10 protein-coding genes are annotated in these 14,125 nt (G+C 70.4%); 3 read left to right on the forward strand and 7 right to left on the reverse strand.

All coding sequences use genetic code 11. From position 1 onward, the window contains the following. Positions 1-14: 14 nt before the first annotated feature. Genes FHT38_RS00965 through FHT38_RS00975 form a run of 3 tightly spaced genes read left to right on the forward strand, consistent with a single transcriptional unit; the run spans position 15 to position 3,008 of the window. Positions 15-1,193: an acetyl-CoA C-acyltransferase gene (locus FHT38_RS00965; RefSeq protein ID WP_183484609.1), complete on the forward strand. Its 1,179-nt coding sequence runs from the start codon at positions 15-17 to the stop codon at positions 1,191-1,193. 11 nt (positions 1,194-1,204) lie between these two features. Then, positions 1,205-1,873, forward strand: coding sequence for an SDR family oxidoreductase (locus tag FHT38_RS00970; RefSeq protein ID WP_091720345.1), 669 nt, complete (start codon positions 1,205-1,207; stop codon positions 1,871-1,873). Positions 1,874-1,877: 4 nt separating this feature from the next. Further along, positions 1,878-3,008, forward strand: coding sequence for an acyl-CoA dehydrogenase family protein (locus FHT38_RS00975; RefSeq protein ID WP_183488996.1), 1,131 nt, complete (start codon positions 1,878-1,880; stop codon positions 3,006-3,008). A gap of 92 nt (positions 3,009-3,100) precedes the next feature. Here the strand turns inward: FHT38_RS00975 and FHT38_RS00980 are convergent, their stop codons facing one another. The 7 genes from FHT38_RS00980 to FHT38_RS01010 form a co-directional block, all read right to left on the reverse strand. After that, positions 3,101-3,856 (reverse strand): carbonic anhydrase, encoded by a 756-nt coding sequence (locus tag FHT38_RS00980; RefSeq protein ID WP_147240937.1) that lies wholly within the window; start codon positions 3,854-3,856, stop codon positions 3,101-3,103. 154 nt (positions 3,857-4,010) lie between these two features. Continuing rightward, positions 4,011-4,718 (reverse strand): hypothetical protein, encoded by a 708-nt coding sequence (locus FHT38_RS00985; RefSeq protein ID WP_183488999.1) that lies wholly within the window; start codon positions 4,716-4,718, stop codon positions 4,011-4,013. Between the two features lie 239 nt (positions 4,719-4,957). Next, positions 4,958-5,827 carry a ZIP family metal transporter gene (locus tag FHT38_RS00990; RefSeq protein WP_091724899.1) on the reverse strand — a complete coding sequence of 290 codons (870 nt, stop codon included), beginning with the start codon at positions 5,825-5,827 and terminating at the stop codon, positions 4,958-4,960. A gap of 115 nt (positions 5,828-5,942) precedes the next feature. Further along, positions 5,943-7,343 carry a lyase family protein gene (locus FHT38_RS00995; protein ID WP_147240003.1) on the reverse strand — a complete coding sequence of 467 codons (1,401 nt, stop codon included), beginning with the start codon at positions 7,341-7,343 and terminating at the stop codon, positions 5,943-5,945. Positions 7,344-7,529: 186 nt separating this feature from the next. After that, complete coding sequence (locus FHT38_RS01000) at positions 7,530-8,849, reverse strand: DUF1501 domain-containing protein (RefSeq protein WP_183489002.1); 1,320 nt, start codon at positions 8,847-8,849, stop codon at positions 7,530-7,532. A 7-nt stretch (positions 8,850-8,856) separates the two neighbouring features. Beyond that, positions 8,857-10,416 carry a DUF1800 domain-containing protein gene (locus tag FHT38_RS01005; RefSeq protein WP_183489005.1) on the reverse strand — a complete coding sequence of 520 codons (1,560 nt, stop codon included), beginning with the start codon at positions 10,414-10,416 and terminating at the stop codon, positions 8,857-8,859. A 104-nt stretch (positions 10,417-10,520) separates the two neighbouring features. Then, on the reverse strand, positions 10,521-14,108 hold the full coding sequence (locus tag FHT38_RS01010; protein ID WP_183489008.1) for an indolepyruvate ferredoxin oxidoreductase family protein: 3,588 nt from the start codon (positions 14,106-14,108) through the stop codon (positions 10,521-10,523). Positions 14,109-14,125: the final 17 nt, after the last annotated feature.

The raw sequence follows: 14,125 nt of genomic DNA on the forward strand, positions 1-14,125 counted from the left end.
TGAAGGAGACCCCCATGTCCGATTCCATCGTCATCGTTTCCGCCGCGCGCACGCCGATCGGCGGCCTGCTGGGCGACTTCGCCGGCCTGGCCGCGTGGGAGCTGGGCGCCGTCGCCATCAAGGCGGCCGTCGAGCGCGCCGGCGTGCCGGCCGACTCGATCCAGGAGACCTTCCTGGGCAACTGCCTGATGGCCGGCCAGGGCCAGGCGCCGGCCCGCCAGGCGGTGCTCAAGGCCGGCCTGCCGCAATCGGTGGGCGCGGTCACGCTGTCCAAGATGTGCGGTGCCGGCATGCGCGCGGTCATGTTCGCGCACGACACGCTGAAGGCCGAAAGCGCCGACGTGCTGATCGCCGGCGGCATGGAGTCCATGACCAACGCGCCGCACCTGATGTTCGCGCGCAAGGGCGTGAAGTACGGCGCCGCGCAGATGTATGACCACATGGCGCTGGACGGCCTGGAAGACGCCTACGAGCGCGGCAAGGCCATGGGGGTCTTCGCCGAGCAGTGCGTCGACAAGTACGCCTTCACGCGCGAGGCGCAGGACCAGTTCGCCATCGCTTCGACCGAGCGCTCCAAGCGCGCCAACGAGGACGGTTCCTTCGCCTGGGAGATCGCGCCGGTGACGATCGCCGGCAAGGGCGGCGACACGGTGGTCTCGCGCGACGAGCAGCCGTTCAAGGCCAAGCTGGACAAGATCCCGACGCTCAAGCCGGCGTTCAAGAAGGACGGCTCGATCACCGCGGCGACCTCGTCGTCGATTTCCGACGGCGCGGCGGCGATGGTGCTGATGCGCGAATCGACCGCCAACAAGCTGGGCGTGAAGCCGGTGGCGCGCATCGTCGGCACGGCGGTGCATGCCAACGCGCCGGAGTGGTTCACGACCGCGCCGGTGGGCGCGATCCAGAAGCTGCTGGCCAAGAACCAGTGGGATGCCAAGAGCGTCGACCTGTGGGAAGTCAACGAAGCCTTCGCCGCCGTCACGATGGCCGCGATGGCCGAGTTCAAGCTGCCGCACGAGATCGTCAACGTGAACGGTGGCGCCGTCGCGCTGGGCCATCCGATCGGCGCCTCGGGCGCGCGCATCCTGGTGACGCTGCTGGGCGCGCTCAAGCATCGCGGCCTCAAGCGCGGCGTCGCGGCGCTGTGCATCGGCGGCGGCGAAGCGACGGCCGTCGGCGTCGAGCTGATCTGAGGACGGGTCGGATGGCGCAAGTCCTCATCATCGGCGCGTCGCGCGGCATCGGCCTGGAGCTGGTGAAGCAGCATCGCGCGAGCGGCGACACCGTCGTCGCCACCGCGCGCGACGAGGCCAGCCTGGAGAAGCTGCGCGCGCAGGGCGCGACGGCGATCAAGCTGGATGTCTCGGACATGATCAGCATCGCCGGCCTGGCCTGGCAGCTCGACGGCTACCAGTTCAACCGCGTCATGTACGTGGCGGGCCTGTACGGGCCCAAGACCATCGGCCTGCAGCCGCCGAGCGCGGCGGACTTCGACGCCGTCATGCACACCAACGTGCTGGGTCCGATGCGCGTGCTGCCGCAGCTGCTGGACGCGCTGGCGCCGGACGCGCGCATCGGCATCCTGTCCTCGCGGATGGGATCGCTGACGCTGCGCGCCAATTCGGCGGGCTGGGTCTACCGCGCTTCCAAGGCGGCGGTGAACTCGGTGATGAAGGACGTCGCGCTGACGCTGGACGGTCGCGCGACCTGCGTCAGCCTGCATCCGGGCTGGGTCAAGACCGACATGGGTGGGCAGGAAGCCGACATCGACGTCGCCACCAGCGCCTCCAGCCTGCGCCAGGTGCTCGACGGCCTGAAGCCGGGCGACAACGGCGGCTTCTTCAACTACGACGGCAGCCCGCTGCCCTGGTGATCCCATGATCCTTTCCGAAGACCACCGCGCGGTGCAGGACGCCGTCCGCGCCTACGTGCAGGACCAGATCGCGCCGAAGGCGGCCGAGTGGGACAAGTCCCACCACTTCCCGGCCGCGGAGCTCAAGGGCCTGGCCGAGCTCGGCTGCTACGGCGTGGCCGTGCCGCATGAATACGACGGCGCGGGCCTGGACTACCTGGCGCTGGCGATCATCCTGGAGGAGATCGGCGCCGGCGATGGCGCGACCTCGACGGTGGTCAGCGTCAACAACTGCCCGGTGTGCAGCATCCTGATGGCCTTCGGCAACGAGGACCAGAAGGAGCGCTTCCTCAAGCCGCTGGCGCGCGGCGACATGCTGGGCGCGTTCTGCCTGACCGAGCCGCATGTGGGCTCGGAGGCCGGCGGGCTGAAGACGACCGCCGTGCGCGATGGTGACGAGTACGTCCTGAACGGCGTCAAGCAGTTCATCACCAGCGGCAAGAACGGCGATGTCGCGATCGTGATGGCGGTGACGGACAAGGCGGCCGGCAAGAAGGGCATCTCCGCCTTCCTGGTGCCGACGTCCACGCCGGGCTACGTGGTGGCGCGCATCGAGGACAAGATGGGCCAGCACGCCAGCGACACGGCGCAGATCCTGTTCGAGAACTGCCGCGTGCCCGCCGCCAACCGGCTGGGCGACGAAGGGCAGGGCCTGAAGATCGCGCTGTCGGGACTGGAGGGCGGCCGCATCGGCATCGCATCGCAGTCGGTGGGCATGGCGCGCGCGGCCTTCGAGGCGGCGCTGCGCTACAGCAAGGAGCGGGTCGCCTTCGGCGTGCCGATCTTCGAGCACCAGGCGATGCAGCACAAACTCGCCGACATGGCCACGCAGATCGAGGCGGCGCGCCAGTTGATCTGGCATGCCGCGTCGCTGAAGGACGCCGGCCAGCCCTGCCTCAAGGAGGCGGCGATGGCCAAGCTCTTCGCCAGCGAGATGGCCGAGCGCGTCTGCTCCGCCGCCATCCAGATCCACGGCGGCTACGGCTACGTCAGCGACTTTCCGGTCGAGCGGATCTACCGCGACGTCCGGGTGACGCAGATCTACGAAGGCACGTCCGAGGTCCAGAAGATCCTGATCGGACGCGCGCTGGGCTGAAGCCGGCGCCACGTCGCGGCCCGGGAGGGCCGCGGTGGGCTACCCGCGGCGGCGCCGGGGCACCGGGCCGCCGGTCCGCGGCCCGGAAGCGCTCATTCGCCGCTTTCCTTGATCTCGCGGCCGTTGAGCGGCTGCACCGGCCGCGCATTGCTGCCGACCAGCTTGCGGAAGGCCTCGATCTGGGCGGCCGACAGCGTGATCGGCGACTTCAGGACCATCCAGTGCACGCCCTCCGAGCAGGGCGGCGTGGTCAGCGAGCCGGTGAAGTCGTAGTAGCCCAGCGTCTTGGGCAGCAGCGCGGACAGGTCCAGCGACAGGCCGTCCACGCTGATCTTCTCGCCGGCGCGGGGCAGGTGCTCGAACACCGGGGACAGCGCCGGATTGGCCTGGCCGGCTTGGACCAGCACGGCCACCACACCCAGGTCGCCGGCGGCGTTCTTGTGGACGAAGTGCACCACCATCGGCATCGACTTGCCCTTGATGAGCTCCTCGCTGGGGGTGTGGAAGTGGAACTGCAGCAGCTCGTAGCTCTGGCCGCCGACGTCCACCGTGTTGCCGGCCGGCAGGTTCACCTGGACCGTGTGGCCGTTGTTCCAGATCGTCGGCGCGGCGCTGCCGTAATGGAAGGCGAGCGCGGGCAGGTCCGCCTTGACCGCATGGTCGATGTTGATCGGGCTCTGCTGGTGGCCCAGCGCGCAGGTGGCGAAGGACGGGTCGACCTCGCTCCAGTGGGCGGCGCCTTTTTCGCCGGTGTATTCCCAGTGCGGCGCCGGTGCGGCGACGGCGAGGGTGGACGACAGGAGGCCGATCGACAGGGCGGCGAACAGCGGGCGTGCGGACAGGTTCATGAGAGAAGGCGCCAAATGAGACGTGGGAGGAAGTCCGGCCCCCGCGTGGGGGAACCGGGCGGCGGCAGTGTGGCGCCCTGGGCGTTTCCTCTGCGTTCAGGTAACGACAAGGTGCCGTTAAGCACTTCGTCCGCACGTCGATCCGTGCGCCCGCTCAGTCCTCGTCGAGGTTGAGCCCGCGCTGCCAGACCGGCAGGGCCGCATCGAACATCGACGGCGCGCTGCCCAGCGCTTGCGGGTCGCGGGCCAGCTTGAGCCAGGCCAGCGTGTCGTGGTGGCTGCCGGGCAGCAGGTCCCGGGCGCGCTCGGCGCTCAGCCAGGCGTGCAGCGCGGCGTACTGCGCCGGATGGCGCTGGGCCGTCCAGCCGAGCGCGACGAGGTCGCCGTAGCCTTCCTCGCGGCGCGCCGACTTCATCGAGAGATAGGCCCGCTGCAGGTCGGGGCTGAGGCCGTCGGGCGCGGGCGCGGCCGAGAAGCCGGCTGGCAGGTTGAACCAGACGCCGTCCAGGTAGCGGCGGCAATGGCCCAGCTCGTGCGCCGCCATCAGTTCCAGCGCGCTGTCCTCCAGGCCCGCGGGCAGGCGCTGCATCGTCGCTTCGCCCTCCGGGTTGCCGCGCAGGCTCAGCACCAGCTTGCAGCGGCCGTCCCTGAAGCCCAGCGCCAGCGGCGCGGCCTCCGGCGCATCCTGCGGCTGCACGACCACGTCCACCGGCATGCCGGACGCCTTCGCATGCTGCAGCACCGGCGTCATGCCCGCGATCCAGCGCTGCTCCAGCGGTGTCAGGCCCGCGGCCGTGGCGGGGGTCGAGCACACCGTGATCACGGCGGCAAGCGCGAACAGCGCGGCGGGCAACTTCTTCATCACGGCTCGGGTCCTGCGGATCGATGAGGGCAGAGCACCGATGGTGACGGGCCGCAGGGCGCTTGTGCGCGGTCGGCCGCCGATGACGCCGGGGTCGGCGTGACGGTTTGCCGCTTGCGCGCGGCGAGTTGTAAAACAGCTTTTGGCGCCTGCCGGCGGGCCCGTGACGCATCGCACGACCCGCGCGCGAGGCCCGTGCCGGGCGACGGCGCTCCCGCGCCGCGCCCGCCGGCGCCGTGTCAGCCCAGTGCCGTGTCCAGCACCATCATCAGCGCGAAGCCCAGCATCAGGCCCTGCGTCGCCCAGCGCTCATGGCCCTTGCGGTGCGACTCGGGGATGATCTCGTGGCTGATGACGAAGAGCATCGCGCCGGCCGCGAACCCCAGTCCCCAGGGCAGCAGCAGCGGCCAGGCCGAGACCACCCAGGCGCCCAGCACCGCGCCCACCGGCTCCACCAGGCCCGAGGCCGCGCCCAGCAGCAGGGCCTTGCGGCGCGAGTAGCCCACCGTCATCAAGGCCACCGCGATGACGAAGCCCTCGGGCAGGTCCTGGATCGCGATCGCCAGGCTCAGGCTGGCCGCCGCGACCGGATCGTTGGCCGCGAAGGCCACGCCGATCGCCAGGCCCTCGGGCAGGTTGTGCAGCGTGACGGCGATCACGAACAGCGTGGTGCGGCGCAGCCGCGTCGGGTCCATGCCCTCGCGGCCCTTGATGAAGTGCTCATGCGGCAGCCACCGGTCCAGCGCCATCAGCGCCCACGCGCCGAGCAGCACCGCCAGCGCCACCTGCGCCGCGGCGCCCGTCGGCGTCGCATGCGCGCGCGCCGCCTCGAGGCCGGGCAGGATCAGCGAGAACGAACAGGCCGCCAGCATCACGCCGGCGCCGAAGCCCATCAGCGCGTCCTGTCCGCGCGCCGACAGGCTGCGCGTGCCCAGCGCCGGCAGCGTGCCGAAGGCGGTGGCCGCCGCGGCGAGCAGGCCCGCCTGCAGCGCCATCGCGATCACCGAGCCCTGGCCGATGGCGCCGGCCGGCTTGATCCAGCGCCAGCCCTGGTGCAGCAGCAGCGCCGCGCCGATCAGCAGGATCGCGAAGCCCAGCCACTGGCGCATCCGGTGGCGTCGCGCCAATGCCGGGTCGATCGCCGCGAGCGCCTGCGCCGGATCGACGGCGGCCTCGTGGGCGTGGGTCGGGTCGTGGGCCATCGGTGTCCTTGGGGTGTCGGCCTCAGAGTCCGCCATCGGTGAGCTTGGCCGGGTCCAGCATCTGCAGCAGCGTGGCGCGGTCGAACTCGGTCATCTCCTCCGCGACGTCGACGATGGGCCGCTGCTCCGCGTAGGCGCGCTTGGCGATCGCCGCGGCCTTCAGGTAGCCGATCTCGCGGTTGAGCGCGGTGACCAGGATGGGATTGCGGGCCAGCGCATGCTGCAGCCCGGCGGTGTTGACCTTGAAGTCGCGGATCGCCTGCTCGGCCAGCGCCCGTGACGCGGCCGCCAGCAGCGCCAGGCTGTCCAGCAGGTTGGTCGCGATCAGCGGCAGCATCACGTTGAGCTGGAAGTTGCCCGACTGGCCGGCCACGGTGATCGCCGCGTCGTGGCCGATGACCTGCGCGCACACCATGGTCACCGCCTCCGGGATCACCGGATTGACCTTGCCCGGCATGATCGACGAGCCCGGCTGCAGCGCGTGCAGCTCGATCTCCGCCAGGCCGGCGAGCGGGCCCGAGTTCATCCAGCGCAGGTCGTTGGCGATCTTCATCAGCGTCACCGCCAGCCCCTTGAGCGCGCCCGACAGCGCCACCGCCGTGTCCTGCGCCGAGAGCGCGGCGAAGAAGTCCGGCGCGGGCCGGAAGACCAGGCCGGTCAGGGTGGACAGTTCCTCGCAGAAGCGCTGCGCGAAGTCGGGATGCGCGTTGATGCCGGTGCCCACCGCGGTGCCGCCCTGCGCCAGCTCGCAGACCGACGGCAGCAGCGCGCGCAGCTGGGTGCGCCTGGCGTCGATCTGCGCGCACCAGCCGCCGAGTTCCTGACCCAGTCGCAGCGGCATCGCGTCCATCAGGTGGGTGCGGCCGGTCTTGACGTGATGGCCGTCGCTCTTGATCTTGTCCTGCAGCGTCTGCGCCAGCAGGTCCAGCGCCGGCAGCAGCTCGCCGTGCAGGGCCTGGGCCGCGCTGATGTGCAGCACGGTGGGGATGGAGTCGTTGCTGCTCTGGCCGGCGTTGACGTGGTCGTTGGGGCTGACCGTCGTCGGGTTGTCCGCGCCGGTGCCGATGAGCCGCGTGGCCAGCGTGGCGATCACCTCGTTGGCATTCATGTTCGAGCTGGTGCCTGAGCCGGTCTGGAAGACCTCCACCGGGAAGTGGTTCATCAGCGCCGGGTCCTGCAGCAGCTGCGTCGCGGCGCGGTCGATGGCCTGGCCGATGTCGGCCGGCAACTGCTCGAGCGCGATGTTGGCGCGCGCCGCGGCGGCCTTCTGCAGCACCAGTGCGCGCACGAAGCGCTCGGGCATGGGCTGGCGGCTGATGGCGAAGTTCTCGACCGCGCGCTGTGTCTGGGCGCCGTAGAGCGCGTCGACCGGTACGGCGACCTCGCCCATGGAGTCGCGTTCGATGCGGGTGGCCTTGGTCATCGGGGATCCTTCGTTCCGGGTCATTCAACCGAAGGAGGCTCCAGCAAGGCAGGTGCCTGTGTCGCGACGTCGGATCCCGCTGGAGTCTTTTCGTTCGAGCAGGGATGCTAGATGAGAACTTCTCTCATCTGCAAGGCGGTCACTGCAAGCGCTTGCGCCGGCTGGGGGCTTTGCGCGACCCGGCAATCAGATCAGGTGAAGGTCCTTGGGACGGACGCCGGGGAACACGCGCGCGAGGGCCGCGGGCGACAGGCCGAACTGGCGTTGCCAAAGGCCGCCCAGCACCGCGCGGTAATTGTTGAGCACCGGATAGTCGCGGTTCTGGAACAAGGTCCTGGCGCTCAGCGCGACCTGCTCGCCGGCCACCGGGCCACCGCTCGCCAAACCCCCGCCCAGCAGCCAGTAAACGCTGCCGTGGCCGTGGTCGGTGCCGCGGTTGCCGTTCTCGCGGAAGGTGCGGCCGAATTCGCTGATCACCATCACCGTGGTCTGGCGCCAGAGCTCCGGACCGAGTTCATCCGCGATCGCCGCCAGGCCACGGCCGAGTTCCTCGAAGCGGTTGGCCAACTGGCCGGTCGCGCCGCCCTGGTTGACGTGCGTGTCCCAGCCGCCGACATCGATGAAGCCCAGGCTGAAGCGGCCCCGCATCAGCGTGGCGATGCGACGTGCCTCCAGCTCGAAGCCCTTGGCCGGGATCGCGTTGCGGCCGGCCGCGTCGGTCATCGCCTTCATCTTGTCCGGCGAGAGGTCGCGCGCGAGTTCCTCGCGCAGCGCCAGACCTTCCTCCACCGCCCCGCCGAGCGCCTGGCCCCGGTACATGCTCGCGATCAGCGCGCGGCTCCTGGCGTCGACCGCCGGGCGCGCCGTCTCCCGCAAGCCAGCATTGGCGATCCTCACCGGACCGCGGAACGCAATCGGCAACTGGTCCGTGAACGACAGCGCCTGCTGCGCATCGAGCTCCGCCGCCAGGCGGTTCAGGAAACCCGAGTTGTAGTCGCGCGAACCACCGAGCGGCTGGCCCAGCTCGATGCTGTCCTGCGTCTCGAAATGGCTGCGCGACAGGTCCTCGGTACCGGCGAAAGGGATGAAACGGAGCTGGCCCGATTGCGCCAGCGGGTAAAGGCTGCTTCTCAAGGCCGGGTGCAGGCCCCAGTCGGCGTCAAGCGCCAGCGCGGCAGCGGGGTCGGTCGGCGACGGGCGCGCGATGGCGATGCGAGGGCGTTGCTCGTAATAGAAGCTGCTGGTCGTGGGGACCAGCAGGTGGGTCGCGTCGTAACCGCCGCGGAGGAAGACCAGCAGGAATCGCGGGCGCTGGACTGCGCCCGAAGACGGGGACGCCGGAGCCCCTCCTCGCTCAAGCGCCTCCGCACGCTCGGCAATCGCTCGGAGGGGCTCCGGCGTCCCCGTCTTCTCCAGGGCAGCGGTCGGCGGGGTCGCGAAAAGGCGCGCGGAGGTGAGGGTGAGCGGCGCGGCGGCGAGGGCGTGCAGGAGATGGCGGCGGTGCATGGTGGGCTCAGAGATACATGAAATCGGGGCTGGATAACCAGAGGGTCAGCCACTGCTGCGGGGAGGTCGTCTGGGCGAGCGCGTCACGCGTCGACATCGCCAGTGTGGGCTCGACGCGTGCGCGCAGCACCTTCAGATCGGGCAGGGGCACCGGGCCGGTCGTGCCCTCGGGGCGGTACAGCGCGGCCGCGCCGCCGCCGATCTGGCGCGCGATCTCGAAGCGCAGCGTCATCTGCCCCGGACTGTTCCAGGCCTCGGCCGTCAGCGGGTAACCGTCCGGCGTCTGCTTGTCGTAGAGGCCCTGGCCCAGCCGTCGCAGCCAGTTCTGCAGCGGCTGCGCGTTCTGCAGCTCGCGCTGCTCGAAACCGGCCCGCAGGCTCGAGAGCAGGTAACGGTGGGGATCCTTGAACTTGGGCGCCTCGGCCGCGAGGAATGCCGGGGAGCGCAGCATCGGCCGCAGCGTGGATGGGATGTCGCCTTTCGTGCGTTGGAAGGCGGTGGCCATGGCGTCGACGACGGCCGGCGGCGGCTGGTCGCTCAGGAAATACACCGCCAGCTTGCGGGACACGAAGCGCGCCGTCGCCGGCTGCGCGACCAGCAGGTCCAGCACCTCGTCGAGTTCGTCGGCGCCGCGGCCGCGGATCGTGCGGCCGAGCAGCTGCTTGTCGCTGAAGTCGTGCCGGGCCGGGTGGAACTCGAACAGGCCGTCGCGGCGGTACAGCGGCTCGAATCGGGGCGCGATCATCGGCGGGTCGGGATCGACGCGCACGCCGAAGCCGGTCAGCACCCGCGCCAGCTCCTGCACGTCGCGCTGGCTGTAGCCGCCGTCGACGCCCATCGTGTGCAGCTCCAGCAGTTCGCGCGCGTAGTTCTCGTTGATCGCGCGGACGGCGTTCTGGTCGTTGTCCAGGTAGCGCAGCATCGCCGGGTGACGCGCCACCGCGCCAAGCATGTGGCGGAAGGAGCCCAGCGCGTGCGGGCGCAAGGCGCGGTCCTGGTAGTCCGAGAGCAGCAGGCGGATGTCGCGCTTGCCCTGGTGGACGTTGAAGTGGTTGAACCAGAACCACGTCATCTGCTCGAGCAGCTGCTGTTCCGAGTACAGCTCGCGCAGCAGCTGGCGCTCGCCGGTCTCCCGCGCGGCCAGGCCCTGGGCGTCCTGGTAGGCCTTGCGCGCGGCGCTGCGTTCCTCCTCCGTCGCGCCCTTGTCGCCGCCACGGCGGAAGGACTCGGCGGTCCACACGCGCGCGGCGACCTCGCCCTGGCTGATGCCCAGCGCCTCGATGCGGGCCTGGATAGTCGCCGGCATCGGCGCCCGCGGATCGGCCTTCAACTGGCGCTCGACGTAGCGGCCCCAGCCCAGGCGCTCGATCTCGTCCAGCTGCGCCTGTGTCGCGCCCCAGCCGATGCGGTTGGCGGCGCGCAGACGCTGGGCCGCATCCATCGGCACGTCGGGCGCCGTCGTCATGCCGCCGCAGGCGGCGAGCGCCGCCGATGCGGTCGCGCCGAGCAGCAGCGTGCGCCGGCGCAAGGGAAGGGGCAGGGGCGGCGGGAGCGGGGACAGTGGCATGGGGCAAGCATGCCGCCCCCGTGTCGGCGGTGTCCAGCGGTGACTGCGGCCTTTGCGCTACTTCACAGTTGCAACCCCGCGCGGCGGCGCGAGGGATCAGACGCTCACAGCTCGGCCACGCCCTTCACGCGTTCGGGCGCCTTCGCCAGCGGCACGACGGCGATGGGCGCCTCGACCGCGCGGCCGTGGAAGCGGTCGAGCAGGTCCTTCCACTGCGCGCGCACTGTCACGACATTCGCCAGCTTCACGTGGCCGTAGCCGCGGATGCCTTCCGGCAGCCGGGCGAGCTTGATCGCGATGTCCAGCTTCTCCGCGCTCAGGCCGGCGAGCAGCTCATCGACGAGGGCTTCGTAGTCGCGGATCAGTTGGCGCTCGATGCGGCGTTCCTCGGTCCTGCCGAAGAGGTCCAGCGCGCCGCCGCGCAGGCCCTTGAACTTCGCCAGCGTCTTCAGCGCCTTGAAGGTCCACGAGCCGAGCTCGACCTTCTTCGCGCGGCCATCGGCGCCGGGCTTGGCGATCAGCGGCGGGGCCATGTGGAAGCTGAGGTGATCCCAGTCCTCGAACTGCGCCTTCAGCGCGGCCTCGAACTTGCCGTCGGTGTACAGGCGCGCGACCTCGTACTCGTCCTTGATCGCCAGCAGCTTCGCGTAATAGCGCGCCACCGCCTTGGTCAGGCGCAGGCCCTTGCCGGCGTCGCCCAGCGCCGCTTCGGCCGCGCGAACGCGCTGCACCAGCGCCTCGTAGCGCGACGCGTAGGCGGCGTCCTGGTACTCGGTCAGGAAGGCCTTGCGGCGCGAGATCAGGCCGGGCTGGCCGTCCTTGTCGTCGAGCTGGTCGAAGTTGAACCACTGCACGGCCGAGCCGCTCTGCTCGCCGGCCAGGCGGCGCAGCGCCTCGGGCGCGGCGATCGCCAGACGGCCCAGCGCGAAGGCGGTCTTGTTGTTCTCCACCGCCACGCCGTTGAGCTCGATCGCGCGCATCAGCGCCTCGAAGGACACCGGCACCAGGCCGCGCTGCCAGCACGCGCCCAGCATCACGATGTTGCTGGGCATGGTGTCGCCCATCAGGCGCTGCGCGATGTCCTGCGCGTCGATGCTGGTCAGCAGCGCCTTCTCCTCACCGACGGCGTGACGCATCTTGGCCAGCAGCGAATCGGCCTGCAGGCTCGCATCCGGGTTGCGGACGAAGGCGGCGGTCGGCAGCTCATGCGTGTTGGCCAGGATCACCGTGCGGCCGGCCTTCACCGTCGCCAGCGCATCGGCGCTCGCGCCCACGACCATGTCGCAGGCCAGCAGCACGTCGGCCTGCTGCGTGTCGATGCGGACCTGGTTCAGCAGGTCCTGCGTCGGCGCCACGCGCACGAAGGACAGCACTGCGCCGCCCTTCTGCGCGAAGCCCATGAAGTCCAGCACCGAGCTCTGCTTGCCCTCCAGGTGCGCGGCCATCGTCACCAGCGCGCCCACCGTCACCACGCCGGTGCCGCCGACGCCGGTGACCAGCATGTCGAACGGGCCGGTCCACGCCCAGGCCGCGGGCGGCTGGATCGTGGCGATCTCGCGCGCCAGGTCCGCGGGCCCGAAGGCCGCGCCGGCGCGCTTCTTCAGCTTGGCGCCATGCACCGACACGAAGCTCGGGCAGAAACCGTTCACGCAGCTGAAGTCCTTGTTGCAGCTGCTCTGCTCGATCGCGCGCTTGCGGCCGAAGTCGGTCTCCACCGGCACCACCGACAGGCAGTTGCTCGCCTGGCCGCAGTCGCCGCAGCCCTCGCAGACCGACTCGTTGATGAAGATGCGCTTGTTGGGGTCGGGGAACTCGCCCTTCTTGCGGCGGCGGCGCTTTTCGGCGGCGCAGGTCTGGTCGTAGATCAGCACCGTCACGCCCTGGATCTCGCGCAGCTCGCGCTGCACCGCGTCGAGCTCGCTGCGATCGTGGAAGGTCGTGCCGGCGGGGAACAGGCCGTGATGGCCGTCGTACTTGCCGATCTCGTCCGAGACCACGACCAGGCGCTTCACGCCTTCGGCCTCGACCTGGCGCGCGATCTGCGGCACCGAGGTCTGGCCGTCGACCGGCTGCCCGCCGGTCATCGCCACCGCGTCGTTGTAGAGGATCTTGTAGGTGATGTTGGCCTTGGCCGCGATGGCCTGACGGATCGCCAGATAGCCCGAGTGGTAGTAAGTGCCGTCGCCCAGGTTCTGGAAGACATGCTTCTCGGTGGTGAAGCGCGAGTGGGCGGCCCAGTCCACGCCCTCGGCGCCCATCTGGATCAGGCCGGAGGTGCCGCGCTCCATCCAGCTCGCCATGAAGTGGCAGCCGATGCCGGCCAGCGCGCGCGAGCCCTCGGGCAGCTTCGTCGAGGTGTTGTGCGGGCAGCCCGAGCAGAAATAGGGCTGGCGGCGCACCGCGTCGGCGCTGTTGGACAGCAGGCAGGGCGTCAGGAAATCGACGACCAGATGGCGGCGGTCCAGCGCCGGATTCAGCCGCGCCAGCCAGTCCGCGACGGTCGGCATGATGCGCGACGGCCGCAGCTCGCCGAGCGCGCTCAGCACCGCCGCCCCGTGTTCATCGGACTTGCCGACCACGCGCGGACGCTGCGCGTCGGGCAGGTGATAGAGCAGCTCCTTGATCTGGCGCTCGACGACGGGCGCCTTCTCCTCGATCACCAGCATGTCGGTCAGGCCCTGCGCGAACTCGCGGATGCGCGTCGGCTCCAGCGGATAGACCAGGCCGACCTTGTAGACGCGCACGCCGGCCGCGGCCAGCGCGTTCGGGTCCAGGTCCAGGCGGCGCAGCACCTCCATGAAGTCGTAATGCGCCTTGCCGACGGTCACGATGCCCAGCGATGCGCGCGGGCTCACCACGATGTGCTTGTCGATCGAATTGATCTTCGCGAACGCCAGCACCGCGTCGATCTTGTGCGCCAGGCGCGACTCCAGCTCCAGCGACGGCAGGTCCACCGAGCGGATGTGCAGGTCGGTCGGCGGCGTGTGGTCGACCGGCAGCTCGAAGTCCAGCGGCACCGCGTCCAGGTCGACGGTCATGCCCGACTCGACCACTTCCGAGATCGCCTTGAACCCGACCCACGCGCCCGAGAAGCGCGACAGCGCCCAGCCGTAGAGGCCGAACTCCAGGTACTCGGCCACGTTGCCGGGATGCACCAGCGGCATCGACCAGGCCTGCAGCGCGAGGTCGCTCTGATGCGGGGTCGACGAGGACACGCAGCCGTGGTCGTCGCCGCAGACGACGAGCACGCCGCCCTGTTTCGCGGTGCCGTAGACGTTGCCGTGCTTGAGCGCGTCGCCGGAGCGGTCCACGCCGGGGCCCTTGCCGTACCACATCGCGAAAACGCCATCGACGGTGCGCTTCGGATCCAGCGCCACGCGCTGCACGCCCAGGCAGGCGGTGGCGGCGAGGTCCTCGTTGATCGCGGGCAGGAAGTTGACCTCGGCCTTCTCGAGGAACTTCTTCGCCTTCCACAGCTGCTGGTCGACCATCCCGAGCGGGCTGCCGCGATAGCCGCTGACGAAGCCGGCGGTCTGCAGGCCCTGACGCTCGTCCTGGGCCTTCTGGGCCAGCAGCAGCCGCACGAGGGCTTGCGTCCCGGTGAGGAACACCTGGCCGGACTGGGCGGCGAGGTTGTCCGACAGCTGGTAGGCGCGCAGGGCCGGCGAGGCGGCAGGACGGACTTCGGTCATGGCTTGTCTCCCCAACG

The organism is Mitsuaria sp. BK041, assembly GCF_014193085.1.
Lineage (GTDB): Bacteria > Pseudomonadota > Gammaproteobacteria > Burkholderiales > Burkholderiaceae_C > Roseateles.